Below are 26,248 nucleotides of genomic sequence, written 5' to 3' on the forward strand. Positions count from 1 at the left end.
CTCCGCAGCGCATTGGACATCGGACGATAATTTCGTAACACAACGGACATCCGGCGATCTGGTCCGATCCAACTCCCTCTTCCTACACTGGTGTTGCTGCAACAAACTGCAGACTGAACAGCACCATGGGCCGCGCCAGGGGGAGGGATGCGGTGCTCAGACGGCTGCACGGACGCGGGGCGCTCTTCGACACCGAACCGCCGGGGCTCGCGCCCCGGCTCGTCGGACTGAGACCGCACCACCACATCGCCGCTCCCCTGGAGCATCCGCGTGAGCTGCCGTTCGTGGTGCTCACCGCGGGGCGCGGGCTCGGCAAGAGCGCGGTCCTCGGTGAGCTGCGCGCCGCCTACCAGCGGCACACCCCGGTCGCACTGATCGACTGCGAGGACCCGCAGTTCACCCCGTCGCCCGAGCGGCACCCGGCACAGGCCTGGTCGCCGCTCGCGCAGGCGCTCCTGGTGATCGCCGAGCAGCTCGCCGAACCGGTCACCGGCGCCCGGCGGATCGCCTTCCCACGGCTGATGTCGGGGCTGATCGCGGTGGCCGCCGGCGGCTGGGGCAACGCCGACACCGAACGCATCCGGTGGGAGGTCCAGCGGATGCTGCTGCTCAACGAGAGCGGCTCGTGGTTCACCGGGTTCGCCGCGCGCTGGGCGGGCCGGGTGGCCGCCAAGGCGGTCGCGGCGGCGATCAGCGACGACCCGCTGGTCTCGGCGGTCATCGAAGCCACGCTGGAGGCGATGACGGAACGTTCCGCGAGCACGCGGCAGCGCAGGGCGTCCACCTGGTACCGGACGTACCCGAACGCCGGGGACCGTGCCGAGCTCGGACTCCGGCTGCTCTCCGACCACTTCAGGGCCGGCGGCACCTCCCGCGAGCACGCCGAGCGCTATCTCGTCCGGGCCCTGCTCGCCGACCTCACCGACGCCTACACCGGAGTCCGGGCGCATCTCCAGCGCCTGGGCCGCCCGCTCGTCCTGGTCGACAACGCGCAGGGATCTCCGGGACGCGAACTGATCGAGCAGGTGCTGCGCGACCGCGCCGAGGGCATAACCGACCAGGTCGCCTTCGTCGCCGCCGTGCGTGGCAGCAGCGGCCAGTCCTCGCTGCGCAACACCGTGCGCCGGGATCTGCGCGAGACCACCCAGCGCACCCGCTGGACACCGGGCGACACGGCCTCCTCCCGGGCCCTGCTGGTGTCGCTGCCGCCGCTGTCCTCCGACGACACGCTGCACATCGTCGACGCGGTGTGCACGGGTACGGCGGTGCCCGTCCCGGCCGAACTCCCGCCCGCCACACACCGGTTGACCTGCGGGAACCCGCTGGGCATCGCTCTGGTCGCCGAGTCGGCCCGGCAGAACCTGGGCCAACTGCCGCCCACCGCGCCCTTCGGCGCCCTGCTCACCGCCGAACTCACCCTGCACGAGGACCGCGAGGGCCGGCCCGCCTATCGCGAACTCCTCGACCGGCTCGTCCCCGCCGAGCGCCTCGACGAGCTGACCGTGCTGGCAGCCGCCCACGACCACGACTCGGCCTGCGCGCTCGCCGCCTCCCAACTCCCGGACGACTTCGGCCCGTCGAGCGTCCGCGCGCTGGAGACCCGGCTCGTGACGGAGGGACTCCCCGCCGTCCAGGGGCAGTTCGTCGGCGACGCCTTCGTCCGCACCCTGCTCCTGCTGCGCCTGCACCACCGGCACGCCGACCACGGCAAGTGGCGCGACGTCCACGAGACCCTCATCCAGCACTACGAGGGACCCGAGCCGTCGAAGGCCCGCTACCGCCTCCACCACGAACTCGCCCTCGGCGACACCGGACCGGCGGTCGCGTATCTGCGCGACACCTTCCACACCCTCGACACCCGCACCTGGCTCGACACGCTCCTGTTCATCGCGTCCGCGCCCTACTTCCACGCCCACGACGCCGAGGGCCACGACTTCGTCGGCGGCGACCACCAGCGCGCCCGGATCGCCTTCGGCCACACCGACGCCGAGCAACGGCCGCCGGACGACGTGGACGCCGTACTGCATCTGCGGGTACGCAGACTCCTGCACGCCGTCTGGCAGTTGACCGATCCGCTGGTGCTGCCCGACCGGAAACTGTGCGACCGGCTGCGCTACGAGCTGGTGCAGCTGTCCGACGACCCGCGCGCGAGCAACGCGCTGCTCTGGCAGGCCTCGCAGGAGTGGCCCGAGGCGGCGCTGGCCGGCCGGCCGCTGCGCACCCCGGGCGACGAGGACGCCGACGACGACCGGAACCGGAACGACGGAGGCGTGTGATGGCTCGCAGCGGTTTCAGGGGTTTCGGGGCGTGGCTGCGCGAGGGGGTGTGGGCGATCCCGCTGCGCCGCTATCTGGCCTTGTTGGTCACGGCGGCGCTGGTGACCGGTATCGGCTTCGCGGTCAGGGCCCTCACGCACGACGACCGCTCCTGCGCGCCGGGGGTCGTGCGGCCGGCGGGCAGCGACGAGTGCGTGGGTGTGTCGACGACCGACTACTCCTTCGGCCGGAAGCAACTCGCCGACACGATCAGGGCGATCGACCGCGAGAACGACTCCCTCAGGAGTGGCTATGTCACCGTCGCCCTGTTCGAGCCGTTCACCGCGACCGACGACGACAACCTCGGGGATGTGCTGCACGAGCTCCAGGGCGCGTATCTCGCCCAGTGGAAGGTGAACCACGACGCGAACGGCGAGGGTCCGCCGATCCGGCTGGTGCTCGCCAACCCGGGCCGTACGGGCGCCCATTGGGAGCACACGGTCGACCAGCTGGAGCGGATGACGACGACCTCGGACCGGCTGCGCGCGGTCACCGGCATAGGGCTGAGCACGGAGGAGAACACCCGGGCAGTGAAGGAGCTGACGAGGCGCGGTATCCCCGTCGTCGGCACGTCCATCACGGCCGACAGCCTCGCCAACGGCCAACAGGGCAACCCCGATGGCCTGAAGCCCTTCCCGGGGCTGGCCCGCACCGCCCCCACCAACACCGACGAGGCCCGCGCGCTCGCCTCCTTCGCCAAGGTGGCGGCCGACAAGGCGGTGCTGGTCTACGACGATCCGGGCGACCCGTACACGCTCACACTCCAGGCGTCGTTCGAGAAGCTCCTGACGGGCTCGCGCTACCAGCCCTGGCCCTTCACCCCGCTCGCCGACCGCACCGAGGAGGGGACCACCGCCAACGACTTCCGGCAGATCAGGGAGCTGGTGTGCGACACCGCGCCCGGCGTGAACACCATCCTGTTCGCCGGACGCCACACCCAGCTGCGCCAGTTCATCAACGCGCTCGGCGAACGAGGCTGCCAGCAACGGGAGTTCACCATCCTGACCGGTGACGACGCCTCGTACCTCACCGGCGACAGGAAGCTCGACCCCGAAGCCCTCAAGCACGGCATCTCGGTGCGCTACGGCGCCCTCGCCCACCCGGACGCCTGGATCAAGAACCCCCCGAAGACCGGGGGTTCGGCGACGGACGCCCAGGACCTGAACGAACTGCTGAGCGCCGCCCAGGCCAACAGGACCGCCAAGAGCGACAGGCCTTCACCGATCGGCCCCATCGACCTGGAGGACGGCCAACTCATCATCGCGTACGACGCGATGCGGCTCACCGTCGAGGGCGTCCGCGAGGCCACACCCCGCGGCCGGAGCGCGCCGACACTCGCCGACGTGGGCGACGAGTGGACGCTCATCAAGGGCTCGTCGGGGCGGGTGAACGGCGCGAGCGGCTGGATCTGCCTGGACAACTACGGCAACCCGTACGACAAGGCCGTACCGATCGTGGAACTGACCCCCGACCGGCATGCCCGCTTCGTGGAGATCGCCTGGCCGACGGGCAGGCCCCCGGAGAAGGACTGCCTGCCGCCGTCGTAACCGCTGTCTCCGCTGCTCAGACGCCCGCGTACGAGTGCTTGCCGCTGACGAAGATGTTGACGCCGTAGTAGTTGAAGAGGAAGCACGCGAACGCGATCAGGGCGATGTACGCGGCCTTGCGGCCCTTCCAGCCGGCCGTGGCGCGGGCGTGCAGGTAGGTGGCGTAGGCGACCCAGGTGATGAACGCCCAGGTCTCCTTGGGGTCCCAGCCCCAGTAGCGGCCCCAGGCGTCGCCCGCCCAGATGGCGCCCGCGATGATCGTGAACGTCCACAGCGGGAAGACGGCGGCGTTGACGCGGTACGAGAACTTGTCGAGTGACGCCGAGGCGGGCAGCCGCTCCATGACGGAGGTCGCGAAGGTGCCGGGCTTGCCGCCGGACGCGAGCTTGTTCTCGTAGGAGTCCTTGAAGAGGTACAGGATCGTGGCGACCGCGCCCACGTAGAAGACGGCGCCGCAGAGGATCGCCGTGGAGACGTGGATGTACAGCCAGTACGAGTGGAGTGCGGGAACGAGCTGGTCACTGGCGGTGTACAGGACGGTGACCGCGAGACCGAGGTCGAGCAGGACGGTCGTGACCAGGGGGAGGCCGAGCCAGCGGATGTCCTTCTTCAGCGCGAGGAAGACGAGGTACACACCCACGGCGGTGGTCGAGAAGGTGAGGTTGAACTCGTACATGTTGCCCCACGGCGCCCGCTGCACGGACAGCGCGCGGGCCAGCACCCCGGCGAACTCCACGAGGAACGCGACCACGGTCAGGGACACGGCGATACGCCCGTACAGGTCGCCCTGCTCGTCCCCGCCATGGGCCCCGGGCCCGTCCGGCACGTCCCGGGCCCCGGCCGCGGCCCGCACGACGACCTTCGGCCGCTCCAGTACGGCGGTCCCGCCGGCGTTCTTGACGGTCACCTCCGGTGCCTTCGCCCCGGCCGCCCCGGCCGGCTTCGCGGTGAGCGCGGCGGCCGTACGGCTGACCTTGCTGCGGCTGCCGAAGATCCACTCGGCGATGTAGGTGAAGAAGGCCAGGGTGTAGACGGCCATCGACGAGTAGATCAGCGTGTTGCTGATGTTCGCGAGGTGCTCGTTGGTCGCGGTGGCGAGAGTCGTCGCGTGTGCGAGGTCGGTCGCGGTGGCGAGAGCAGACATTTACTTCTCAGCCCCTTCAGCAGGTACGACGGTGGGGTCGGGGGTGGGGTCGGGGGTGGTGGCATCGGAATCGGAGTCGGCATCGGGGGCGCCGGGCGCCTGGTCGTACAGGGTTCCCGCGAGGTCGCCGAGCTCCTCGGGAACCTTGGCGGACTCGCTGCGGCCGAGGCCGCCCATCTCGACGACGGTGACGCCGCCCTGGCCCTTCACCGCCCGCACCCACACCCTTCGGCGCTGGATGAACAGGGAGCCGGCGAGGCCGAAGATGGCGACGATCGCGCCGCCGAGCGCCCAGCCGGCGGCGGGCTGCCGGGTGACCTGGAAGTTGGCCCACTCCTTGGTGCCCTGGTAGGTGATCGAACCGGCACCGTTCGGGAGCTGCATGGTCTCGCCGGGCTTCAGGTTCTCGCGCACCTGCTGGCCCTTGGCGTCCTTGTACGCCTTCATGTGGGTCTTGTCGAGCTGGTACACGCTCTGCGGGAGACCCGCGTCGACCCCGAGGTCCCCGTGGTAGGGCGCCAGGTTCAGTACCGGGTTCTCCAGCGAGGGGAACTGCGAGGCGACCTCGTTGCCCGGAACGTAGGTGGGCAGGAAGAAGGCCTGGATGCCGAGCTGTTCCTCGACGCCCTTGGGATCGCGGTAGCCGTCCATGACCTTGATCGCGCCGGAGGAGGTGACGTTGGAGTCGAGGGGCAGGAGAGCGACGGCCTGGTCGAAGACGATGTCGCCCTTGCCGTCGCGGACGGTGATGACGGGCGCGTAGCCGTGAGCGGTGAGGTAGACCTTCGAGTCGCCGATCACCAGCGGCTCGTTGACCTTGACGGTGCGCTTCTTGGCCTTGCCGTAGGCGCCCACGCTGTAGTCGACGTCGGCCTGGTAGGTGCGCGGGGTGCCGCGGTTGGGGCCGGTCGTCTCGTACGTGCCCTTGAAGTCCTTCAGGTGGAAGCTGAAGGGGTCGAGGTCGTCGGTGTCGAAGAGGGTGCCGGACTTGAAGTCGTCGTACTGGGTGAGCGTGTTGGAGAAGCCGCCGCCCTCGATGATCAGGCTGTTGCCCTCGGACTTGTAGAGCTGGCCCCAGGCGAAGGCGGTCAGCATCACGATCAGCGCGATGTGGAAGGCGAGGTTGCCGACCTCGCGCAGATAGCCCTTCTCGGCGGCGACCGCGTCCCCGGCGAGATGGGCGCGGAAGCGGCGCTGCTTCAGCAGTACGAGGGCTGCCTCGCGGACCTGCTCGGGCTCGGCCTCCGTACGCCACGTCGTGTACGCGGGCAGCCGGGTCAGGCGGCGGGGCGCGCCCGGCGGGCGGCTGCGCAGCTGGCCCACGAACTGCCAGGTGCGGGGCACGATGCAGCCGATGAGCGAGACGAAGAGCAGGATGTAGATCGCCGAGAACCACACCGAGCTGTAGACGTGGAACAGGCCGAGCTTGTCGTAGAGCGGCCCCAGGAAGCTGTGCCGCTGCATGAAGTCGGCGACCTTGGTCTCGTCCGTCCCGGACTGCGGGATCAGCGAGCCGGGGATCGCCCCGAGCGACAGCAGGAACAGCAGCAGCAGCGCGACCCGCATCGAGGTGAGCTGGCGCCAGAACCAGCGGGCCCAGCCGATGACGCCCAGGGAGGGCAGTCCGGGAGCCTCCTCCTGGGGGGCGGTGGACAGCTGGGAGCCGGCGGCGCCGAGTTCTTCCTGGTCGTCGTTGTTCCCGGGCGCGGGGGCAGAGGTGCCGCCGGTGGTGGTGCTGTTGCTCATCGGTCAGATCCCCACAGTGAAGCCGTTGGACCAGGTCTGCATCTCCTGCACCAGACGGTCCCACGCGCCGGTAAGGAGCAGCACACCGGTAAGGATCATCATCGTGCCGCCGATGCGCATGACCCACACATAGTGGCGCTTGACCCAGCCGAAGGCACCGAGCGCCCTGCGGAAGGCGACCGCGGCGAGCACGAAGGGCACGCCGAGGCCGATGCAGTAGGCGACCGTCAGTACGGCCCCGCGCCCCGCGCTGGCCTGGTCGAAGGCGAGGCTGTTGACGGAGGCGAGGGTCGGGCCGATGCAGGGCGTCCAGCCGATGCCGAACAGCGCGCCGAGGAGGGGGGCGCCGACCAGTCCGGCGGCGGGCTTCCTGTGGAAGCGGAACTCTCGCTGGGTGAGCCAGGGCATCAGGCCCATGTAGAAGACACCCATGAGGATCATGAGGACGCCGAGCACCTTGGACAGCGTGCCCTGGTGCTCCTGCAGCGTCTGCCCGAAGTAGCCGAACAGGGCTCCCGTGGACACGAACACGGCGGTGAACCCGAGCACGAAGAGCGAGGCCCCGGCGACCATCCGCCCGCGGCGGGCCTCGCCGAGATCGGTGCCGGTGACGCCGGTGACGTACGACAGATAGCCGGGTACGAGGGGCAGCACGCACGGCGAGAAGAAGGAGACGAGGCCGCCGAGGAGGGCGATGGGGAGGGCCAGTATCAGGGCCCCGTTCAGCACGGTCCTGTTGGCCTCGGGGACGGAGGCGGCGAGCGTGAGCACGCCGGTCACGTCCGTGATCACTCCGCTCACGTCACTTCTCCGCGAGGACGGGCTTGAGCATCTTGCGGAGGTTGTCCTCGCTGAGCGCCTGGAGCGAACGGGCGGCGATCCGGCCCTGCCGGTCGAGGACCAGCGTGGAGGGGATCGCCTTCGGGTTGAGCGTGCCCTTCTTGAAGCGGAGCATCAGCTTGCCCGTGGGGTCGTACAGACTCGGGTACGTGACGCCGTACTGCTTCTCGAAGGCGACCGCCGGACGGGTCTCGCCGTCGCGGGTGTTGATGCCGACGAACTGGACGCCCTGGTCCTTGAGGTCGGCGGAGACCGCGACGAAGTTCTTCGCCTCCAGGCGGCAGGGCCCGCACCACGAACCCCACACGTTGAGGACGACGATCTTGCCCTTGTAGTCGGCGACGTCGAGCTGCTTGCCGTCGATGGTCGGCCCGGAGAGGTCGGGGGCGGCGACCCGCTTGCCCTGGGCCACCGTGGCGATGACGCCGTCGGTACCGGTGACGAAGTTGGTGTCGCCGGAACCCCCGGACGTACCGCCGGAGGTGCACGCGGTCAGGGCCAGCGCGGAAGCGGCGACCGCGGCGGTGAACAGGGCGGCCCGGCGGCTACGGACATGGCCACGGGCACGGTTCAGGGGTCGGTCCGGGAAGAGGGAGACGCGGCTGGCGGCACTCATGTGAAAAGTTTCGCATGTCCGTTCCGAGGATCTTGCGCACCCCCCTTGCGGGCGGAAACCCGCATTTCAGGCGGCGTTTCCGGTCCCCGTCGTGCCCCCGGTCGCGGTCTTCTTCGGATCGGCCAGGAACCCCTGCCAGCCGCCCACCGGCGGCTGCCCGACATCGAGGGTCCGCAGCTTCTCCAGCACCTCGGGCTTCTGTACGTCCAGCCAGTCGACGAACTGCCGGAAGGAGACGAGCCGGATGTCCTCGCCCTTCTCCTTCTCCCGCGCGATGTGCTTGAGGGCGGCTTCGACGGCGTCCATGTAGATGCCGCCGTTCCAGTGCTCGAAGTGGTTGCCGATGAAGAAGGGGGCACGGTTGGTCTCGTACGCCCGCTGGAAACCGGCGATGTAGGAGCCCGTCGCCTGCTCGCGCCAGGCGGGGTAGTTGTAGGCGGGGGCGTTGGTCGAGTTGATCGACTGGTTGGCCAGGATGTTGTAGTCCATCGACAGGACCTCGAACTTGTGGCCGGGGAAAGGTATCGCCTGGAGGGGGAGGTCCCAGACGCCCCCGTTCTTCGTGGGCCACACCTGCCGGCCGCCGGGCGAGGAGGCGTCGTAGCGCCAACCGAGTTCGCGGGCGGTGGGCAGCAGGTTGTTCTGGCCGAGGAGACAGGGCGTACGGCCGCCGATGAGCTCCTTGTCGTAGTCGAAGGGGAGCGCGGGCAGGTCGGTCCACCCGGTGTTGGTGCGCCACTCCTTCACGAAGCCCTTGGCCTGCTGTATCTCGCTGCGCCACTGCTGGGGCGTCCAGTTGGCGACCGTGCCGTACCCGGAGCAGAAGTGGCCGTTGAAGTGGGTGCCTATCTCGTGGCCGTCGAGCCAGGCCTGCCGGACGTTGGTGAGGGTCGCCTTGACGTGGTCGTCGGTGAGGTAGCCGATGTCGGAGGCGCCGGGGGCGTTGTTCGGCGGGAGGTACTTGCGCTTCTGCGACTCGGGGAGGAGGTAGAGCCCGGAGAGGAAGAAGGTCATGTGGGCGCCGTGCGTCTTCGCGAGGTCGAGGAAGCGCGGGAAGAGTCCGTTGCCGACCTCCCCCGCACCGTCCCAGGAGAAGATCACGAACTGCGGCGGGGTCTGCCCGGCCTCCAACGGCACGGGCCTGCCGGGCTGGTGGGGCTGCCTGCCGGTGAACGAGGTGGAGCCGTCACCGATGGGCCTGGCGGCGGGGGCGGTGTGGCCGGTGGAGGACGGCTTGCCGGAAGGTCGGTCGCCGGTGGAACCTCCGGACCCGTTCGACCCCTCTCCCAGTACGGTTCCGCAGCCGGCAGTACCCAGAGCGGCGGCGGCACCGAGGCCGAGCCCGAGCGCGCCCCGTCGGCTGAAACCACCGACGCCGTCACCGTTCTTGCCGTGCATGGGATCCCCATTCGTCGTACTCGCTGATGGTCACCCAGTCAGAGGGCACGACGAACAGGGAGGTTCCCCGTATTGTCACGCACTTCGGAACAAATGCAACAAGTGTGTCACTAGTCACTCAAAGGGCGAAAGTTTCCGAAGCCTTGGTTGATCAGGCCCCGAAAGCCTTGCTCTTCCCCTTCACCGGCTTGGCGCCCGCGAGGAGATGGGCCGGGACGAGGTCACGTGCGGGCTCGGTGTAGCCGACCGACACGATCTTGTCGCCGCGGTAGGTGAAGGTGGTGAGGGAGGCGAGCGTGCACTGCCGCTTGCGGGGGTCGTGCCAGAGCCGCCGCCGCTCCACATAGCTGCGCACGATCCAGATCGGCAGCTGATGACTGACGAGCACGGCCTCGTGCCCACGGGCGGCGTCCTTGGCGGCGTCCAGCGCCCCCATCATCCGCACGACCTGGTCGACGTACGGCTCCCCCCAGGACGGCTTGAAGGGGTTGACGAGGTGCTTCCAGTTCTCGGGCCGCTTCAGGGCGCCGTCCCCGACGCCGAAGGTCTTGCCCTGGAAGACGTTCTCGGCCTCCAGGAGCCGCGCGTCGGAGGCGAGATCGAGCCCGTGCGCCTTGGCGATGGGCGTCGCGGTCTCCTGCGCCCGCTCCAGCGGGGAGGCGCAGACGTACGTCACATCACGCGGGGCGAGGTGCTCGGCGACCCGGTCGGCCATCCGCCGGCCCAGCTCGGAGAGGTGGTAGCCCTCCAGCCGCCCGTACAACACCCCTTCGGGGTTGGCGACTTCGCCGTGCCGCATGAGGTGTACGACGGTGATGTCGCTGTTCGACCCGCTGCTGACGTCGTTGCCGGCGTCGTTGTTGATCTCGCTCATGCTGCCGTGGCCTCCGCCGCCGCACGGGCCGCCGCCGGAAGGGCGTCGGCGATTTTCTGGATGGCCCGCTCGTCGTGCGCCGTGGAGACGAACCAGGACTCGAAGGACGATGGCGGGAGATAGACGCCGTTCGCCAGCATGGACTGGAAGAACGCGGTGAAGCGGAACGACTCCTGCGTCTTGGCGTCCTCGTAGTCACGCACCGGCCGGTCCGTGAAGAAGACGGAGAACATGTTGGAGGCGTTCTGCACGGTGTGCGCGACGCCCTCCTTGGTCAGCGCCTCGCCGACAAGCCCCTGGAGCTGCGCGGAGACCGCGTCGACAGTGACGTACGCGGCCTCGTCGAGCAGCCGCAGCTGGGCGAGCCCGGCGGCGGTGGCGATCGGGTTCCCGGAGAGGGTGCCGGCCTGGTAGACGGGCCCGACGGGAGCGAGGTGGGCCATGACGTCGGCGCGCCCCCCGAAGGCGGCGGCGGGGAACCCACCGCCCATGACCTTCCCGAAGGTCATGAGATCGGGCCGGACGCCATCGATCCCGAACCAACCGCTGCGACTGGTCCGGAACCCGGTCATGACCTCGTCGGACACATACAGCGCACCATTCGCCGCGCAGGCGTCCCTGAGCCCCTGGTTGAACCCGGGCAGCGGCGGCACGACGCCCATGTTGCCCGGGGATGCCTCGGTGATCAGGCAGGCGATCTCGCCCGGGTGCGCGGCGAAGGCGGCGTGCACGGCGTCGAGGTCGTTGTAGGGGAGCACGATGGTGTCGCCGGCCTGGGCACCGGTGACGCCCGGGGTGTCGGGCAGCGCGAAGGTGGCCACTCCGCTCCCGGCGGCGGCGAGGAGCGAGTCGACGTGACCGTGGTAGCACCCGGCGAACTTGATCACCTTGGCTCGCCGGGTGAACCCACGGGCCAGCCGGATCGCGGACATGGTGGCCTCGGTCCCGCTGGACACGAGCCGCACCTGGTCGAGGGGGTCGATACGGGCGACCATCTCCTCGGCGAGAGCGACCTCGCCCTCCCCCGGCGTACCGAAGGAGGTACCGCGCGAGACGGCCTCCTGCACGGCGGCGATGACCTCCGGGCGGGAGTGCCCGAGGATCATCGGGCCCCAGGAACAGACGAGGTCGACGTACTCGCGCCCATCGGCGTCGGTGAGATACGGGCCACTCCCCGACACCATGAACCGGGGCGTACCGCCCACGGCGCGGAAGGCACGCACCGGCGAGTTGACGCCGCCGGGTGTGACGGCCGTCGCACGGTCGAAGAGGCCCTGCGAGACGGGCGCTTCGTATGAATAGGGCAACCCACTCGCCATTCCGCTGGCTGCCCCGCTAGACGTTTCGCTCATGACCTGCGACTTCTCCGACTTCTCGGACTCCGGTTGCCAGTGACCCCCTCAGGGTAGGCGGCCGGACAGGGGGGCGTCGGCCCCACCCGTCTGCGAAACTGGGACCGGACACACACACGGACACAGAGACACGCAGCTCATCGGGCCGTACATATGGACGATGGGCGGACGATGGTGTTCAGAGGCTGCGAAGATCCTGCGGACAGGTGTTTCAACGCACGTTTCGGCGGGCGGACGTGGGGGAGGTCACTGACACGATGATCGGGTTGCGCGACGGGGCTCGCGCGTCCTAGAACAGCAGTCGGGTGGAGATATGCATCGCGGTGGCGGACTGGGCGAGGGGACTGACGACCTGGGTCCTCGACGTGCCCGGCGGGGAAGGCACCGACGCGACGTGGAGGAAGCGGCAGCGGCAGAAGCGGCACGGCAGGCACAGGCCCAGGGGATGGGCCCCGGGCAGGGAACGGGTGCGGGACAGGGCATGGTCCCTGGCCAGAGCACGGTTCCCGGGCTGGGCATGGGATCGAACGGTGTGCCCGAGAGCGTCGACCGGAGGGTCGAGCGACTCCGGGCGGCGAGCGGGAACGGCGGTCGGAATGGTGGTCGGGTGGGGGTGACGTACAAATACTTCGGCGCGCCGGACGGCGCCACGGCAGCCCGCGTCCCGATCTCGATGCGTCCCGAGGAACTCGGCGGCGACGAACTCGGCATGAACGGCATGTTCACCAAGATCAAGCCCGAGACGATGGCCGCGATGGTCCTCACGGGCATCGAGGGCGTCCCCCTCAACAAGGTGCCCCCGCTGGAACTCGTCGTCCTGCACCCCGACTACGCGGTGGTGAAACTCCCGATGACCGTGGTCGACCCGCTGCGGGGCATAGGCGAGGAAGCGGTGGGTGCGGCGGCGTTCATCTGGTCCACGGTGCCGGACCGGGGTGGGCCTCGGGACGCGTTCAATGTCTATCAACTGCTGCACGAGTGGCAGGACTTCAGCCATCGGCTGCATGAGGCGGGGCATCAGCCTTATTGCCTTGTGTGGCCGTGAGGCAGGGCTTCGTGTGATGTGCGGGCGGGGTTCTCGGACCCCGCCCTTTCGTGTTCCCGGAGGGGCCGGCAGGGAGCCGTGGGGCCGCTGTCCTGCGTCCCGGGTTCTGTGAAGGCGTCGTCGATCGCCCGGACTTGGGGAGTTTGCACCAGCTGTCGTCAAGCACGGCTTCAACGGGCCGAACAGGAGCACACTGGGCAGTACGAGGCAGGCGGCCCGACGGCGCAAGGGACATGCCGTTCGATCAGGTCCGGTGCAGGGCCGTCGGGGAACTCTGGAGTCCGGGGAGTCCGGGGAGTCCGGGGACACAGTCCGCGGCAGGAAGCACCGGCCGGCCGGGGTCCCGGTCCTCGACGACGGGCGCCCGATGCGGGCGAGCACCTGTGGCCGCGAGGCGCGAGGGTGGTCCGGGCCCCTCGCGTCGACGCCTCGCACTGACCGTCCTCGCCACCCACCCCGGGGTGCGCGGGAGTTCATCCCGGGCTAGGACAGGGCTGGGGAGGACGAAGGGCTGGAGCTGCGTTGTCGGCGATGCGGCTCCAGCCGCTCACGGTGGTCGGACCGTCAGGGAGAAGACGGTTGCGGACACAGTGAACTGCTCGCCGAACGCGGGCGGTTCGCATGGTCGCGTGCGGCTCCCGCCGTGCGGGTGAGGCCACCGGGCGGCGCGTCGATGCCGGGGACCTCCCGGAACGTGCCCGTACGAGCGCGTGGTACGCCCCAACCCGGGCAGCTTCGGCCTGTCCATCGCAGGACCCGAGGACTAGGCTGCTTCGTAGACGTCCCAGACCCCGGCGGCATGTTTGTTACCCGAACACAGATGGCTGTGGGGTGCGGACCCTTCGTCTTCACCCGGCGCATTCCTGGAGGGAACCGGGTGGATCCGCTTGTCCTGCCGCGCAGGTCGTCGGACCGTCGTTGCTCTGCCTCCGCCGAAATCACGCCCACGCCGGGAGCGCGTTCAGGGAGCCGGAACTCCGGCACCACCGCGCCCGCTGCCGGATGGTCTCCGAACCGAGGCGTCATGCCCCAACCTCAGCTCACCGTTCACCGCCAAGACCGAGGGACGCGGGCGTTGATCACCCTGGCCGGTGAGATCGACCTCGAATCCGCGCCGCTGGTGCGGCTGTCCCTGGAACAGTGCCTGCGAGACGGTATCCGCGCCATCGACATCGACCTCACCCATGTCACCTTCTGCGACTGCAGCGGACTCAACGCGTTCTTCCTCGCCGCGCAGCAGACCACCGCGGTCGGCGGCACCCTGCGGCTGCACCGTCCGACGCCCATGCTGGCCCGGATGCTGGACCTCGTCGGCCCGCCGGCCGCACTCGCTCCGGTCCCGCCGGACGGGCCCGTCGCACTGGTACCCGTACTCTCGGGCGACAAACCATGACGGCAGGCGCCCGGCCAGCACGCTCACGGAAGCCGGAGATCTCGCGACTCCGGTGCTGCTCGGTGCCCGGCCCCGGAGCCGGACCACGACGCCTGTGAGGAAACCCGAAGCACGGGCGCCGACCACCGAACATGCCGCCGTCATTCCCGCCCGTTCAGGCCGGGACCGGTCTCCATCGAAGGTGCCCACCATGGACCAACAGCTCCTGGCCAAGACCTTCGTCGAGCTGGCCGACAACCTGGTCGCCGACTTCGACCTCGTCGACTTCCTGCGCCTGCTGACCGACCGCTGCGTCAGCATGCTCGACGCGAGCGCGGCCGGGGTGCTGCTCGCCGACGGGGCCGGCAAACTCCACGTCATGGCCGCCTCCGACGAACAGGTGCGGCTGCTGGAGCTCTTCCAGATCCAGAACGCCGAAGGCCCCTGCCTTGAGTGCTTCCGCACCGGCGAACCGGTGATCGTCCACGACCTGACCCGGGAGATCGACCGCTGGCCGCGCTTCGTCACAGCAGCCCACCGCAGCGGATTCGGGGCCGTCCAGGCCCTGCCCTTGCGCCTGCGGGACGACACCGTTGGCGCCCTGAACCTCTTCCGCGCCGCCCCCGGCCCCTTCGACCCGCCCGCCACACTCATCGCCCAGGCCATGGCCGACGTAGCCACCATCAGTCTCCTGCAACACCGCACCGCCCACCGCAGCACGATGCTCAACGACCAGTTGCAGACGGCGTTGATCAGCCGGGTGCTGATCGAACAGGCCAAGGGGAAGCTCGCCGAGCGCCAGGGCATCGACATGGAGCAGGCGTTCAGCGCGCTGCGCGGTTACGCCCGCTCCCACAACCGGCGCCTGGCCGACGTGGCCCGCGATTTCATCGAGGACTCCGATTCCCTGGCCGGCCTGGGTGCCTGACCCGCACACGGGTCACCTGCGCTGTTCGTGGTCCCGGTAGCCACCGGGAGCCGAGTCGGTGCCGACCCGCATCACTCTCTTGCACCTCCGCCTTCCATTCCGTCAGAAACCGACCCGGTACGACAGTTTCGATCACCCGTACGGATACCGGGAGAAAAGACGACCGACCGGTCCCGTCCCGCCGGTACTCTCCTCGATACGGCCCGCCCGTGCCCCCGGCCCTCTCCGTACTGTCCAGTTCCGCGCAACAGAGGCCCTGCGCAAGGCGAAAGCCCCCCATGACAAGTGACAGAGGAGATGGGGCACATGGGCCTGCATCCTGGCCTGCTGAGCAAGTTGCGTGTGGTCACGGCCGACGGTGAGTTGGACCTGACGACCGTGCCGGCCTTCGCACGCGATCTGGAAGACGCCCGGCGTGGCAGTGGGCGGCTGTTCCTCGTCGTCGATCTGTGTGCCGTCACGTTCATGGACGGCAGCGTTCTGGATCCGCTGTGCGAGGCGTGGGAGGACTGTCACGACCGGCTCGGATGGGTACGGGTCGTGTACCGTCGGCCGGCCGCCGGTCTCGTGTTCCGGGCCGGCGGTCTGCTGGAGCGGTTCCCGCGGTACGCCGATGTCCAGGATGCCTGGCAGGACGTACCCGCGGACCGTGCGGTGGCGGACCGGCCCGCGTAGTGTGCTGAGCAAGCCGAGCGGCACTGCATTCTGACGTGCCACAGCCGGCGCGGGACGGAGACCGGTGATCAGCGACGGCATGGCCGAGGTCCTGCGGTCGCTGCGCCTGGGTGAGGTGAGCGACCCGGCTCAGGCGTGTGCCCAGGCGCTGGGCGCCGAGGGCGTCGTGCTGTCACTGCTGGTCGGCCCGGCCCCGACGGCAGAGCCCGTCTGGTGCCATCCCGAGCTGAGCGCACGCTTCGAAGAGCTTCAGTTCACGCTGGGTGAGGGGCCGGGTCCCGACGCCGTCAGCACGGGTTGGCCGGTCGTCGAACCGGACCTCGGCCGGGTGCGCCCCGAGCGCTGGCCCGCGCTGCTGCCGGCCGCCCGCGATCTGGGTGTGCACGGTGTGTGCTGCTTCCCGCTGGGCATCGGAGCCATCCGGGTCGGCGTACTGACCGTGCTGTGCGACGGCGACCGGCGGCTGAGCGAGCAGCAGTACACGGACGCCACCGCCCTCACCGCCGCGCTGACCGGAGCCTTCCTGAACGGACGCCCGAGTGGCGCGGACGGGAACGTGCGCGGATTCGACATGTCCCTGGACCCACCGTCGGGGCTGCGCCGCGCGGTCGTTCACCAGGCGACGGGAATGATCAGTGTCCAACTGGGCGTGGCCATGGAGGAGGCGCTCCTGCGCCTGCGTGCCCACGCCTACAGCAGTGAGCGCCCCCTCGGCGAGATCGCGGCGGACGTGGTCGGCCGCAGGCTCCGATTCGACGACGATGTGAGCGGGCCGCATTCGCCCGACGGTGGAAAGGGATGATCGGCATGGCCCGTGAACAACGTCTGGCCGAGATCTTCGTGGAGATCGCGGACTCCCTCGTCGAGGACTTCGACGTCATCGACCTGCTGCACCGGCTGTCCGCACGCTGCGTCGAACTGCTCGACGTGTCGGCGGCCAGCATCCTGCTCGCGGACGCGCACGGTGAACTGCAGGTCATCGCCGCCTCCGACGAGCACACCCGGCTCCTGGAACTCTTCGCGCTCCAGCACGACCAGGGTCCCTGCGTCGAGTGCTACCGCACCGGTACCGCCCGCACGAACATCGACCTGACGCGGCCGGAGGCCACCGCCGGCTGGCCGCGCTTCGCCCCACAGGCCCGCGAAACGGGTTATGTGGCCACCCACGCCATCCCGCTGCGCCTGCGCAACCGGGTCGTCGGCGCCCTCAACCTCTTCCAGACCACGCCGCACCATCTCGGCGACGACGACATCGCGCTCGCCCAGGCACTCGCCGACGTGGCCACCATCACGATCCTCCAGCAGCGCACGCTGGAGCAGTCGCACGTGGAGAACAGCCAGCTGGAGAACGCGCTGATCAGCCGCGTCCTGGTCGAGCAGGTCAAGGGCGTCCTGGCGGAACGCTGGGAGACCTCCGTCGACGACGCCTTCGCGACGTTCCGGTCGTACGCCCGTGCCCGCCACCTGCGCCTGTCGGACCTCGCCGTACAGATCATCTCGGGCGACTTCGACACCTCGGCCATCCCCGCTCCGGTGCCGGACCGGCCCGGCGACCAGCACGCCTGACCGGTCTCGCGCCTCCGCTGCGGGGAGTAGCGTGGGGTCATCGGGAGCACCTCGCGCACCGGCCCCGCTACCGGTGTCGTTCCTGGTGAGCAACGACACCGGACAACTGACCAAGGATGCCTTCAGACGGAACGGAAGCGACCCCCGATGATGTACGACCAGACACGCGCCCAGCAGCCCGCCAGCCAGACCCGGGGCTCTGACGAGCGCCGCAGGCCGGGCCCGCAGCCGCTGCTCCCGTCGGACGAACAGGACAAGATCGTCCACCGCCTCCAGCACGCCCTGAACACCTTCGCCGACACCCCGCTCAAGGCGCTGGAAGAAGCCGAGAGCGCCTACGACGAGGCCACCGCCCAGCTCGTGAACGCCCTCGCGGAACGCCGGAGTCTCCTGCGCGCCGGCTGGCAGGACCAGAACCCCGAAACGCCGCCCACCGAGGCACAGTCCGACGAACTCCGGCTCGCACTGCGGCAGTACCGCGAGCTCACCCAGCGTCTGCTGCGCCTCTAGGCAGCCCCTGCCAGTGCTGTGACCGGGAGGGTTCACCGTGTCGCGACGGCTGGCCCGGCGCCTCGACGCGTTGGTCGGACCACCGAGGTACGTGCGGTAAGAGCTGTGGGCCTCCGCCTTGCGATGCACCGCACGGGCAGCCCTCTCAGGCGGAAAAGACGGGCAGGCGTTTAATCGGATGTGCTTGCGGCGCGGGGTTGTTAGGTTCGCCGTGTGCCGAAGCTGAATCAGATCATCGCAGTCGAAAAGGGCGTCAAGTCCAAGGCCCTCCAGGAGCTCACCCAGGCTCACCAGGACGTGCAGAAGCCCGCCCTGCTGGCAGGCATCTCCCGGACCTACCAGCCCAAGGACGAGGAGGGCGAGCAGCTGCCGCCCGAGTCCACGCGGGTGCAGATCAAGGCCGAGGATGCTCTGCGGGTGACCGCCGGGACGCTGACGCGGCTCTTCGACGTGACCGCGACGAAGGACTGGGCGAACCGGTCCGCGGCCGCGGACGTGGTGGTCGACGGTACGGTGCTGTTGCCCCAGGTGCCCGTCCCGTACCTGTTGTTCCTGGAGAAGCAGCTCACCGACCTGCACACCTTCGTTCGCAAGCTGCCGGTGCTCGACGCCTCCGAGTCGTGGAACCTGGACCCCTCGACGGACTCGTGGAAGACGGACCCGGTGCGGACCATCCGCACGAAGAAGGTTCCGCGCAACCACGTGAAGGCCGAGGCCACGGAGAAGCACCCGGCACAGGTCGAGGTGTACTACGAGGACGTCCCGGTCGGTTACTGGACCACGGTGAAGTTCTCCGGCGCGCTGCCCGCCCGGCGGGTCAACGAGCTCCTCGACCGCGTCGAGAAGCTTCAGCAGTCCGTCAAGTTCGCCCGCGAGGAGGCGAACAACACCGAGGTCACCGACCAGCGGGTCGGCGACGCGGTATTCGGCTACCTGTTCCGGTAGCCTCCACACACGCCCTCCGTCGCGAGCGGAGGGTGCGCGATGAGCGCAAGCTGAAACTGATGTTGAAGCTGATGAAGGGGTGTCAGTTGGGGGTTCGAATCCCTCTCCCCGCACCACGTGCGGGGGTGGCCCAAGCCTGGCAGAGGCGGCCCCGTGAAACTCAGATTCTCGCTCCAGTCTCAGTATTCGCCGCCGAACACCGGATCGACCGAGCGTGGGCGAACATCGACGGATGGGGGTTCAAGTCCCCTCGGCGCCTCTCTCGTGGCGCTGTAGTTCAAAGGCAGAACACGTCGATCTCAACATGACCCGCGATTCTTAAACGCCGTCGGTGTGCGCAAATGGGTGGCAAGCTGGAGCCCGGGAGCTGGACATGCTCCCGGGCTCCGTCACGTTCCGGCCCGCGGCTTGTGCTGTGACCGGGACGGTTCACCGGGTTGAGTGGTCAGGCCGCGGTGGACAGGGGTCTGCCGCCCCAGCGGATGTCGCTTTCGCTGCGGATGCGGGCGCGTAAGCACCGCAGGGCCTCCCGGCGGGCTCGCGCCCAGCACGGTCGGGCGAGTGGTGGCCGTCTGGACGATGCGCTGGAGTTTCTGGCCCTCCTGCTCGGTCAGTCCGCGAGCCCGGACCGGTTTCGCCATCCCGCCGTCGCACACGTCGCCGGCCACGAACTCTTCCACTGGCAGGCACAGTTCCGTCCGCTGAACCACGACGAGGACGACGAGTACGAGGAGGAAGACCAGGGCCTGTCCGGTCGGCGGGGATGACACCGGACAGGCCCTGGCGTGTTGGGGCGCCGTTGGACGCGGGGCGGTCGGCCGGGGTGATCCCCTCGCCGACCGTCGGTCAGTCGGTCAGTCGGTCAGTCGGTCAGTCGGTCAGTCGGTCAGTCGGTCGAGGTGCAGCAGGACCGTGGTGTCCGGTGGCAGCGTGCCGTCCTTGTTCAGGGGGCCCGAGGCGAGAAGGGGGACCCAGGTGCCGGGGAGCGGGATCGGGCGGTCGGTGAGGTTGACCGCGCACCGCAGGGCGTTGTCGCGTTCGAAGAGGAGGGTGCCGGGCGGGCCGGCCAGCCATCGGAACTCCTCGCTCCGCAGGCCGGAGTTGGTACGGCGCAGGCGCAGGGCGGAACGGTAGAGGTGGAGCATGGAGGTGGGGTCGGCCCGGTTGGCTTCGGCTGTGTACGACTTCCAGTCGTCGGGCTGGGGGAGCCAGGGCGTGGCGGACACGAACGTGCCGAAGCCGAAGGGCGGGGTGTCGCCGGTCCAGGGGAGGGGGACGCGGCAGCCGTCGCGGCCTCGGACGGTGTGGCCCGAGCGTTCCCAGGTGGGGTCCTGGAGGGCCGACTCGGGTAGGTTCTCGACCTCGTACAGGCCGAGTTCCTCGCCCTGGTAGACGTAGGCGCCGCCGGGCAGGGCCAGCATCAGCAGGGCCGCCGCCCGTGCCCGGCGGGTGCCGAGGGCGAGGTCGGCGGGGTGGCCCTGGTCGCGCGCCGGGTTGGTGACGCCGGTGTGGGCGCGGCCGTAGCGGGTGACGTGGCGGGTCTCGTCGTGGTTGGAGAGGACCCAGGTGGCGGGGGCGCCGACCGTCGCCAGATCGGTGATCGTGCGGTCGATGACCTCCCTCAACCGGTCTGCTTCCCAGGCGCACTTGAGGAAGTCGAAGTTGAAGGCGGTGTGGAGTTCGTCCGCGCGGAGGTAGTCGGGCATGCGGCCGGGGCGTACGTGGGCCTCGGCGACGAAGATGCGGGGGTCCGGGTAGCTGTCGGCGATGGCGCGCCAGCTGCGGTAGATGTCGTGGACGCCGTCGCGGTCCCAGTGCGGGTGGTTGTCCTGGCCCTCGCCGGCGATGACGGAGAACTCCGGCAGGCTCAGGTCCGGGAGCGCCGGGTCCTTGACCATGCCGTGGGCGACGTCGATGCGGAAGCCGTCGACGCCCAGGTCGAACCAGAAGCGCAGGATCGACTCGAACTCGGCCCGGACGGCCGGGCTGTCCCAGTTCAGGTCCGGTTGCTCGGGGGCGAAGAGGTGGAGGTACCACTGGCCGTCCGACGTACGGGTCCAGGTGGGGCCGCCGAAGGCCGCGTACCAGTCGTTGGGGGGCTCGCCGCCGTTCTCCCCTCTCCCCTCGCGGAAGATGAACCGGTCCCGTGCCGGGGAGCCGGGCGGAGCCGCCAACGCCTCCTGGAACCAGGCGTGTTGGTCCGAGGTGTGGTTGGGGACGATGTCCAGGATCACCCGCAGGCCCAGCTCGTGGGCCTCGGTGATCAGCTTCCGGGCCTCGTCGAGGGTGCCGTACGTGGGGTGGATGCCGCGGTAGTCGGAGACGTCGTAGCCGCCGTCGGCCAGCGGGGACGGGTACCAGGGGTTGATCCAGATCGCGTCGACACCGAGGTCGGCGAGGTACGGAAGGCGGGAGCGGAGGCCGGCGATGTCGCCGGTTCCGTCGCCGTCACCGTCGGCGAAGCTGCGTATGTACACCTGATAGATGACCGCGGAGCGCCACCAGAGGTCGTTCGCGGCGTCGTGCGTGAGGGTCGGGTTGTGCATGTCGCTCGGTCCTGTCGGAGGGAGTGTCCGTGTCGCATCGGGTTTCGCGCCCGGCTATCCCTTGGTCGCGCCTGCCGTGCCGCCGCGGACGAAGTGACGTTGGAAGGCGAAGAACACCAGGGCCACGGGGATGGTCATGAGCAGGGTCGCCGCGAGCTTGATCGGGTACTGGTTGCCCTGGCCCAGTTGGCCGGAGACGAGTGAGGCGACCCCGGTGGTCAGGGTGTTCAGGTCCGGGCTCTGGCGGGACACGATGAAGTGCGGCAGTTCGTTCCACGACCCCTGGAACGACAGGATGGTCAGGGTGATGAGGGCCGGCTTGGCCATCGGCAGTACGACGGACCAGAAGATCCGGAAGGTGCTGGCGCCGTCGATCCGGGCCGCTTCCTCGACGCTGACGGGGATCGACTCGAAGAACTGCTTCATGATGAACACCCCCGCGGCATCGGCGAGAAGCGGGACGATCATGCCCGAGTAGGAGTCGTACATCCCCAGTTGGTTGAGGACGAGGAACTTCGGGATGAGCAGGACGACCCCGGGCACGGCCATGACCGCGATGACGGCACCGAACAGCGCGCTCCGGCCGCGGAAGCGCAGTCGGGCCAGTGCGTATCCGGCGAGGGAGTCGAAGAAGACGCGGCCCGCGGTGACGAGGACCGCGACGACAACGGAGTTGGTGAACCAACGCGCGTAGTCCGCCTCGGCGAGCCGGCTGAAGGCAGCCGTCGTGAAGTGGGTCGGCCACAGCGACAGCGGATGGCTGGTGGCGTCCGCGTCGGTCTTGAAGCTCGTCGCGAGCTGGATGAGGAAGGGGTAGATGTAGAGCAGCGCGATGGCGACGAGGGCGGTGTAGCCGAGTACACGGGTGAGGGCGCCGCCACGGCGTGTGCGGGCGGGTGTGCCCGTGCCGTCTACGTCGGCGTGCTGGTGCTGTGTGCTCATCGCGTGCCTCCGTGGACGTCGGCTGTGGCCGCCGGGGCGGCTGCGGTCGTGGGCGCGGTTGCGGCGGTTCGGGGCATGGGCATCAGATGGTCCCCGTCGTCGGGCCGGATCCGGAGCGGGCCGCTTTCGCCGCGCGCCGTGTGGCGGCCTTGGCGCGGGCCTCGTCCTTGTCGCGCAGGACGAACCGCTGCAGGAGCGTCAGTGCGACGATGATCGCGAAGAGGATGAAGGCGATGGCGCTGCCCTGTCCCCACTCGTTGTCGATGAACGAGGACTGGTACGACAGGAACGCGGGGGTCATCGTCGTCTTGCCTGGTTCGCCCCTGGTCATGACGTAGATCTGGTCGAAGACCTGCCAGGTGCCGATGAGTCCGAGGGTCAGGACGAGGAAGAGGGTCGGCTTGAGCATGGGCAGCGTCACGTGGCGGAACCGCTGCCAGCGTCCGGTGCCGTCGATCTCGGCGGCCTCCTCGACTTCGAGGGGGATGTCCTGCAGCGCGGCGAGGAACATGAGCATGAACGTTCCCCCGGTCGTCCACACGACCAGGATGATGATCGCGGTCATGGCAACGCTGGGACCGGAGATCCAGTCCCAGAGGGACAAGCCGCCGACGGTGGCGTCGGCGAGTGCGGCAGGTGGCGCGTCGGTGTTCACTCCGAGGGCGCCGAGGGCGAGATGGATGACTCCGCGCGGATCGGCGAACCAGGCCGGTCCGTCGACTCCGATCTTCGCCAACAGGGAGTTGACGACACCGCTGGAGGAGAAGATGAACAGGAAGACGACCGAGATCGCGACCGAACTCGTCACCGACGGGAAGTAGTACGCCGTCCGGAAGAACCCTTTCCCCTTCAGCCGTCGCCCGTTGACCAAGAGCGCCAGGCCCAGCGCGAGCGCGGTCTGCAGCGGGACGACGAAGAGCACGTAGTACGCGTTGTTGCGCAGGCTCATCATGAAGTCGCTCTGCGCCAGGCCGGATTCGGTGACCAGCGGCGCGTAGTTCTGTCCGCCGACGAAGTCCACGCCCGAGGAGAAGGGGCTGCCCTGGCCGTTCCAGTCGGACAGGCTCACCCAGAGCGCCATGACGATCGGCACGACCAGGAAGAGTCCGAGCACGACGAGGACAGGTGAGACGAACAGCCAGCCGGCGAGACCTTCCCGGCCTCGGATACCGCCGCGGGGGGCGCGGGTACGGCGGCCTCCGCCTCCGCCCGCCTCGGCAACGGCTGTCGTACGGACGGATGCCGGGCCGCTGCCCGGGCCCTGTGCGGGCCCGGGATTCGGTTCACTCATCGCAGGTTCACTCTCGTTCCGTTCGTGTCCGGTTGATCCAGGGGATCCGGGTTACTGGCCTACGACCGCCTCCGCGTTCTTCTGCAGCCGCGCGAGGATCTGCTTCGGGTCGGCGTTCGGCAGCCCTTGCAGACCGGTGTCGAAGTCCTCGAGGACCTGTTCGATCTTCGCCACGTTCACCGGGGCCTGGGCGTATGCGGCGCCGTCGATGAACGCCTTGTCCTGCGGGTACTGGGCGACATAGTCGGCCGACGCGGACTGCCTCGACGGCATCACGCCGAACGCCTTGGCGAAGGTCAGCTGGATGTCCTTCGTGGTCATCGCCTTGACGAAGTCGAGGGCCGCGGCCTTGTTCTTGCTCTTCGCCGCGATGCCCCAGCACTGGGTGAAGGCGAGCGTGCCCTTGCCGGACGGGCCGGTCGGCAGCGGAACCGTCTTGTACTTGACGCCCGGGTAGTCGTTCTTCATGGCGCCGACGATCCAGTTGCCCTCGATCGTCATGGCGGCCTTCTGCTTGCCGAAGGCCTCGCCCGACCAGCCGGAGTCGAGTTGCTTGGGGTACTTCGTCGAACCGTCGGCAAGCAACGACTTCACGAAGTTCAGGGCCTTGAGGTTCTCGGGAGAGTCCGCGGTGACCTTGGTGGCGTCCTTGTTCGTCACCCAGCCGCCGGCCTGGACCATGAAGGCGCCGATCCGGTCACGCGTGTCGCCGAGTGCGAGGCCGACCTGCTTGCTGGTCGTCAGCTTCTTCGCCACGGCCGCCAGCTGATCCCAGGTGGTGGGGATGTCGGCGTCGGTCAGGCCGGCCTTCGACCACGCGGTGGTGTTGATCTGCAGGCCGAGCGTGGAGAAGTCCTTGGGGACGCAGTAGAGCTTGCCGTCGTAGGTGAAGGCCTGACGCAGCGCAGGGTAGAAGTCGTCCTTCCCCTCGAAGCTGTCGCCGTACGGTTCGAGGTTGCCCGCGCTCGCGTACGTCGCGAAACGCTTGGAGTCGACGTAGAAGACGTCGGGCGGATTGTTCGAGGCGAAGCCCTGTCCCATCTGCTGGGCCATGTCCTGGGCCGGGGTGACGGTCGCCTTGTTGCCGGAATCGGTCGCCCACGTCTGGACGGCCTCCTTGACAGCTTTCGTCTCGGCGTCGCCGCTGGACTCTATGAGGACGTTGAGCGACGCGGGCCCGGCCGACGCCTGGCTGTCCGCCTGGTCGGTGTCGTCGTTGAACCCGCTGCCGCCACAGGCCGACAGGCTCAGCGACAGCAGTGCGGCGCCGCCGACAACCCAGCGTGTACGCGGATTTCTCATGATAAATCTCCTTGCGCAGGCCGGCCCGAGGTACCGGCGGTAGAGGGGGATCGCGAGCCGTCGCCGCACTGGGGGCTGTCAGCGGGATGGCGGTGTCGGCCGAACGGACCTGAAGAACCGTTCGGCTGGGTGGAAACCGGGGTGGGTGCTGTTGTGCGGCTCAGCCGCTCGCGCGGACCACGAGCCGGGGCGGCAGCAGGACCGGGGCGGGCGGGGCGGACAGTGGTTCGCGGGCTGCCAGCAACTCCTGGAGCATCCGCAGACAGGCGGCGGCAGCCTCGTCGTAGGGCTGCGCCACGCTGCTCAGACCGACGACTGCCGCGGTCGGGGAGTCGTCGAAGCCGACCACCGCGACATCGATGCCGGGGCGCAGTCCACGCGTGGTGATCTCGGTCCAGGCCCCGAGGGCCAGGGAGTCGCTCGCGCAGACGATCGCAGTCGGCGGGGTGGGCAGGTCGAGCATCGCCGCGGCGGCCTTGCGGCCGGTGTCGAGCCCGTCGGGGACGCCCATGTCGTAACCGGCGGGGACGTCGACTCCGGACACGGCGAGGAGGTCGGACCAGCCCCTGCGCCGGTCGTCGCCGACCTCTAAACCGGCCGGCCAGCCGAGGAAGGCGATCCTGCGGTGGCCGTCGTCGACCAGGTGCCGGGTCGCGGCAAGGGTCCCTTGCGCGCCGTCGACATCGACCCAGCCATGCGGCTCGGGGGCCTCGGGTTCGGCTCCCCAGGGCCGGCCGAAGGTCACGAACGGCACCCGGCGCTCGGTCAGCCATGCCGTCCGGCGGTCGCCGGCGTGGGTGGCGTGCAGAACGAAGGCGTCGAGGTCGTGATCGTCGAGAAGCTGTTCGTACAGGGAGCACTCGTGGTCGTCGTCGGTGGCCGTGAACACCACGATCCGGTAGCCGGCCTCCTGGGTACGGGCGGTCAGCGACTGGAGGAAATGGGCGAGGACGGCGCCGTTGACTCCGTCGCGCGGCGGCTCTATACGCGCACCGATCAGCTGTGAACGCCGGGTCCGCAGCGTCCGGGAAGCCTGGTTCGGGCGGTAGTTGAGCTCCTTGATGGCGGCCTGCACCCGGGCCAGGGTCTCCGGCCGCACCCGATGCGGCGCGTTGATGACGTTGGACACGGTCTGTGTCGACACGGAGGCATGCCGCGCCACGCTTTCGAGTGTTACTCGCGCCATCGCGAAGCCACCTCCACAAAGTTCACTGCGCCGCAGCGTATCGCCGTCGCGGATGCCGAATCATCACGGCATCGCGATTGGATTTGAACGTTAAATTTAGCGTTCCAA

Annotated in this window: 23 protein-coding genes; 11 read left to right on the top strand and 12 right to left on the bottom strand. The window is 69.2% G+C overall.

What is annotated here, in order from left to right; all coding sequences use genetic code 11:
• Positions 1-125 precede the first annotated feature (125 nt).
• Positions 126-2,276, top strand: coding sequence for a hypothetical protein (locus OHN74_RS17325; RefSeq protein ID WP_443060403.1), 2,151 nt, complete (start codon positions 126-128; stop codon positions 2,274-2,276).
• Complete coding sequence (locus OHN74_RS17330; RefSeq protein ID WP_327695441.1) at positions 2,276-3,862, top strand: hypothetical protein; 1,587 nt, start codon at positions 2,276-2,278, stop codon at positions 3,860-3,862. The genes OHN74_RS17325 and OHN74_RS17330 overlap by 1 nt, the downstream gene beginning before the upstream one ends.
• Before the next feature lie 16 nt (positions 3,863-3,878).
• On the opposite strand, the gene ccsB is transcribed toward OHN74_RS17330, so the two are convergent.
• The 7 genes from ccsB to hemL form a co-directional block, all read right to left on the bottom strand.
• Positions 3,879-5,006 carry a c-type cytochrome biogenesis protein CcsB gene (ccsB, locus tag OHN74_RS17335; protein ID WP_327695443.1) on the bottom strand — a complete coding sequence of 376 codons (1,128 nt, stop codon included), beginning with the start codon at positions 5,004-5,006 and terminating at the stop codon, positions 3,879-3,881.
• Entirely contained in the window at positions 5,007-6,752 is a 1,746-nt protein-coding gene (gene resB / locus OHN74_RS17340) for a cytochrome c biogenesis protein ResB (protein WP_327695444.1), read from the bottom strand.
• A gap of 3 nt (positions 6,753-6,755) precedes the next feature.
• Positions 6,756-7,532, bottom strand: a complete 777-nt coding sequence (locus tag OHN74_RS17345) for a cytochrome c biogenesis CcdA family protein (RefSeq protein WP_443060557.1) — start codon at positions 7,530-7,532, stop codon at positions 6,756-6,758.
• A gap of 22 nt (positions 7,533-7,554) precedes the next feature.
• Positions 7,555-8,208 (bottom strand): TlpA family protein disulfide reductase, encoded by a 654-nt coding sequence (locus OHN74_RS17350; protein ID WP_327695445.1) that lies wholly within the window; start codon positions 8,206-8,208, stop codon positions 7,555-7,557.
• A gap of 66 nt (positions 8,209-8,274) precedes the next feature.
• A complete protein-coding gene (locus OHN74_RS17355; protein WP_327695446.1) occupies positions 8,275-9,606 on the bottom strand; it encodes a hypothetical protein in 1,332 nt (443 codons plus the stop codon).
• A 151-nt stretch (positions 9,607-9,757) separates the two neighbouring features.
• Positions 9,758-10,480 carry a histidine phosphatase family protein gene (locus tag OHN74_RS17360; protein WP_327695447.1) on the bottom strand — a complete coding sequence of 241 codons (723 nt, stop codon included), beginning with the start codon at positions 10,478-10,480 and terminating at the stop codon, positions 9,758-9,760.
• On the bottom strand, positions 10,477-11,799 hold the full coding sequence (hemL, locus tag OHN74_RS17365; RefSeq protein ID WP_327700166.1) for a glutamate-1-semialdehyde 2,1-aminomutase: 1,323 nt from the start codon (positions 11,797-11,799) through the stop codon (positions 10,477-10,479). Before hemL ends, OHN74_RS17360 begins: the two co-directional genes overlap by 4 nt.
• Positions 11,800-12,439: 640 nt before the next feature.
• Between hemL and OHN74_RS17370 the strand changes: the two genes are divergently transcribed.
• From OHN74_RS17370 to OHN74_RS17410, 9 genes are all read left to right on the top strand, one after another.
• Complete coding sequence (locus OHN74_RS17370) at positions 12,440-12,877, top strand: hypothetical protein (RefSeq protein ID WP_019061278.1); 438 nt, start codon at positions 12,440-12,442, stop codon at positions 12,875-12,877.
• Between the two features lie 1,024 nt (positions 12,878-13,901).
• A complete protein-coding gene (locus OHN74_RS17375; protein ID WP_327695448.1) occupies positions 13,902-14,270 on the top strand; it encodes an STAS domain-containing protein in 369 nt (122 codons plus the stop codon).
• 190 nt (positions 14,271-14,460) lie between these two features.
• On the top strand, positions 14,461-15,177 hold the full coding sequence (locus tag OHN74_RS17380) for a GAF and ANTAR domain-containing protein (RefSeq protein WP_327695449.1): 717 nt from the start codon (positions 14,461-14,463) through the stop codon (positions 15,175-15,177).
• Positions 15,178-15,483: 306 nt separating this feature from the next.
• Entirely contained in the window at positions 15,484-15,852 is a 369-nt protein-coding gene (locus OHN74_RS17385) for an STAS domain-containing protein (protein ID WP_327695450.1), read from the top strand.
• Between the two features lie 64 nt (positions 15,853-15,916).
• Positions 15,917-16,654: an ANTAR domain-containing protein gene (locus OHN74_RS17390; RefSeq protein WP_327695451.1), complete on the top strand. Its 738-nt coding sequence runs from the start codon at positions 15,917-15,919 to the stop codon at positions 16,652-16,654.
• The gene (locus tag OHN74_RS17395) at positions 16,651-17,418 is read left to right on the top strand and encodes a GAF and ANTAR domain-containing protein (protein WP_327695452.1); all 768 of its coding nucleotides are present in this window, start codon (positions 16,651-16,653) and stop codon (positions 17,416-17,418) included. The genes OHN74_RS17390 and OHN74_RS17395 overlap by 4 nt, the downstream gene beginning before the upstream one ends.
• Before the next feature lie 147 nt (positions 17,419-17,565).
• Entirely contained in the window at positions 17,566-17,928 is a 363-nt protein-coding gene (locus OHN74_RS17400; protein ID WP_327695453.1) for a hypothetical protein, read from the top strand.
• Between the two features lie 213 nt (positions 17,929-18,141).
• On the top strand, positions 18,142-18,873 hold the full coding sequence (locus tag OHN74_RS17405) for a DUF7873 family protein (protein ID WP_327695454.1): 732 nt from the start codon (positions 18,142-18,144) through the stop codon (positions 18,871-18,873).
• 437 nt (positions 18,874-19,310) lie between these two features.
• The gene (locus tag OHN74_RS17410; protein WP_327695455.1) at positions 19,311-19,640 is read left to right on the top strand and encodes a hypothetical protein; all 330 of its coding nucleotides are present in this window, start codon (positions 19,311-19,313) and stop codon (positions 19,638-19,640) included.
• A 111-nt stretch (positions 19,641-19,751) separates the two neighbouring features.
• On the opposite strand, the gene OHN74_RS17415 is transcribed toward OHN74_RS17410, so the two are convergent.
• The 5 genes from OHN74_RS17415 to OHN74_RS17435 all read right to left on the bottom strand — a co-directional run bounded on the left by OHN74_RS17415 (position 19,752) and on the right by OHN74_RS17435 (position 26,140).
• Positions 19,752-21,419: a glycoside hydrolase family 13 protein gene (locus OHN74_RS17415; RefSeq protein ID WP_327695456.1), complete on the bottom strand. Its 1,668-nt coding sequence runs from the start codon at positions 21,417-21,419 to the stop codon at positions 19,752-19,754.
• Between the two features lie 54 nt (positions 21,420-21,473).
• Entirely contained in the window at positions 21,474-22,361 is an 888-nt protein-coding gene (locus tag OHN74_RS17420; protein ID WP_327695457.1) for a carbohydrate ABC transporter permease, read from the bottom strand.
• Positions 22,362-22,443: 82 nt separating this feature from the next.
• Entirely contained in the window at positions 22,444-23,652 is a 1,209-nt protein-coding gene (locus OHN74_RS17425; RefSeq protein WP_327695458.1) for a carbohydrate ABC transporter permease, read from the bottom strand.
• A gap of 51 nt (positions 23,653-23,703) precedes the next feature.
• Positions 23,704-24,954 (bottom strand): sugar ABC transporter substrate-binding protein, encoded by a 1,251-nt coding sequence (locus OHN74_RS17430; protein ID WP_327695459.1) that lies wholly within the window; start codon positions 24,952-24,954, stop codon positions 23,704-23,706.
• Between the two features lie 160 nt (positions 24,955-25,114).
• Positions 25,115-26,140 (bottom strand): LacI family DNA-binding transcriptional regulator, encoded by a 1,026-nt coding sequence (locus tag OHN74_RS17435; RefSeq protein WP_327695460.1) that lies wholly within the window; start codon positions 26,138-26,140, stop codon positions 25,115-25,117.
• Positions 26,141-26,248 lie beyond the last annotated feature (108 nt).

Origin of the sequence: Streptomyces sp. NBC_00459, from assembly GCF_036013955.1 — a bacterium.
In the GTDB taxonomy this organism is placed as follows: Bacteria; Actinomycetota; Actinomycetes; order Streptomycetales; family Streptomycetaceae; genus Streptomyces.

What these genes read in the sequence shown, in the direction of transcription:
- OHN74_RS17325 (WP_443060403.1), top strand. Translation starts at nt 126, where the DNA reads ATGGGCCGCGCCAGGGGGAGGGATGCGGTGCTCAGACGGCTGCACGGA.
- OHN74_RS17330 (WP_327695441.1), top strand. Translation starts at nt 2,276, where the DNA reads ATGGCTCGCAGCGGTTTCAGGGGTTTCGGGGCGTGGCTGCGCGAGGGG.
- ccsB (WP_327695443.1), bottom strand. Translation starts at nt 5,006, where the DNA reads ATGTCTGCTCTCGCCACCGCGACCGACCTCGCACACGCGACGACTCTC.
- resB (WP_327695444.1), bottom strand. Translation starts at nt 6,752, where the DNA reads ATGAGCAACAGCACCACCACCGGCGGCACCTCTGCCCCCGCGCCCGGG.
- OHN74_RS17350 (WP_327695445.1), bottom strand. Translation starts at nt 8,208, where the DNA reads ATGAGTGCCGCCAGCCGCGTCTCCCTCTTCCCGGACCGACCCCTGAAC.
- OHN74_RS17355 (WP_327695446.1), bottom strand. Translation starts at nt 9,606, where the DNA reads ATGCACGGCAAGAACGGTGACGGCGTCGGTGGTTTCAGCCGACGGGGC.
- OHN74_RS17360 (WP_327695447.1), bottom strand. Translation starts at nt 10,480, where the DNA reads ATGAGCGAGATCAACAACGACGCCGGCAACGACGTCAGCAGCGGGTCG.
- hemL (WP_327700166.1), bottom strand. Translation starts at nt 11,799, where the DNA reads ATGGCGAGTGGGTTGCCCTATTCATACGAAGCGCCCGTCTCGCAGGGC.
- OHN74_RS17375 (WP_327695448.1), top strand. Translation starts at nt 13,902, where the DNA reads ATGCCCCAACCTCAGCTCACCGTTCACCGCCAAGACCGAGGGACGCGG.
- OHN74_RS17380 (WP_327695449.1), top strand. Translation starts at nt 14,461, where the DNA reads ATGGACCAACAGCTCCTGGCCAAGACCTTCGTCGAGCTGGCCGACAAC.
- OHN74_RS17385 (WP_327695450.1), top strand. Translation starts at nt 15,484, where the DNA reads ATGGGCCTGCATCCTGGCCTGCTGAGCAAGTTGCGTGTGGTCACGGCC.
- OHN74_RS17395 (WP_327695452.1), top strand. Translation starts at nt 16,651, where the DNA reads ATGATCGGCATGGCCCGTGAACAACGTCTGGCCGAGATCTTCGTGGAG.
- OHN74_RS17400 (WP_327695453.1), top strand. Translation starts at nt 17,566, where the DNA reads ATGATGTACGACCAGACACGCGCCCAGCAGCCCGCCAGCCAGACCCGG.
- OHN74_RS17415 (WP_327695456.1), bottom strand. Translation starts at nt 21,419, where the DNA reads ATGCACAACCCGACCCTCACGCACGACGCCGCGAACGACCTCTGGTGG.
- OHN74_RS17420 (WP_327695457.1), bottom strand. Translation starts at nt 22,361, where the DNA reads ATGAGCACACAGCACCAGCACGCCGACGTAGACGGCACGGGCACACCC.
- OHN74_RS17425 (WP_327695458.1), bottom strand. Translation starts at nt 23,652, where the DNA reads ATGAGTGAACCGAATCCCGGGCCCGCACAGGGCCCGGGCAGCGGCCCG.
- OHN74_RS17430 (WP_327695459.1), bottom strand. Translation starts at nt 24,954, where the DNA reads ATGAGAAATCCGCGTACACGCTGGGTTGTCGGCGGCGCCGCACTGCTG.
- OHN74_RS17435 (WP_327695460.1), bottom strand. Translation starts at nt 26,140, where the DNA reads ATGGCGCGAGTAACACTCGAAAGCGTGGCGCGGCATGCCTCCGTGTCG.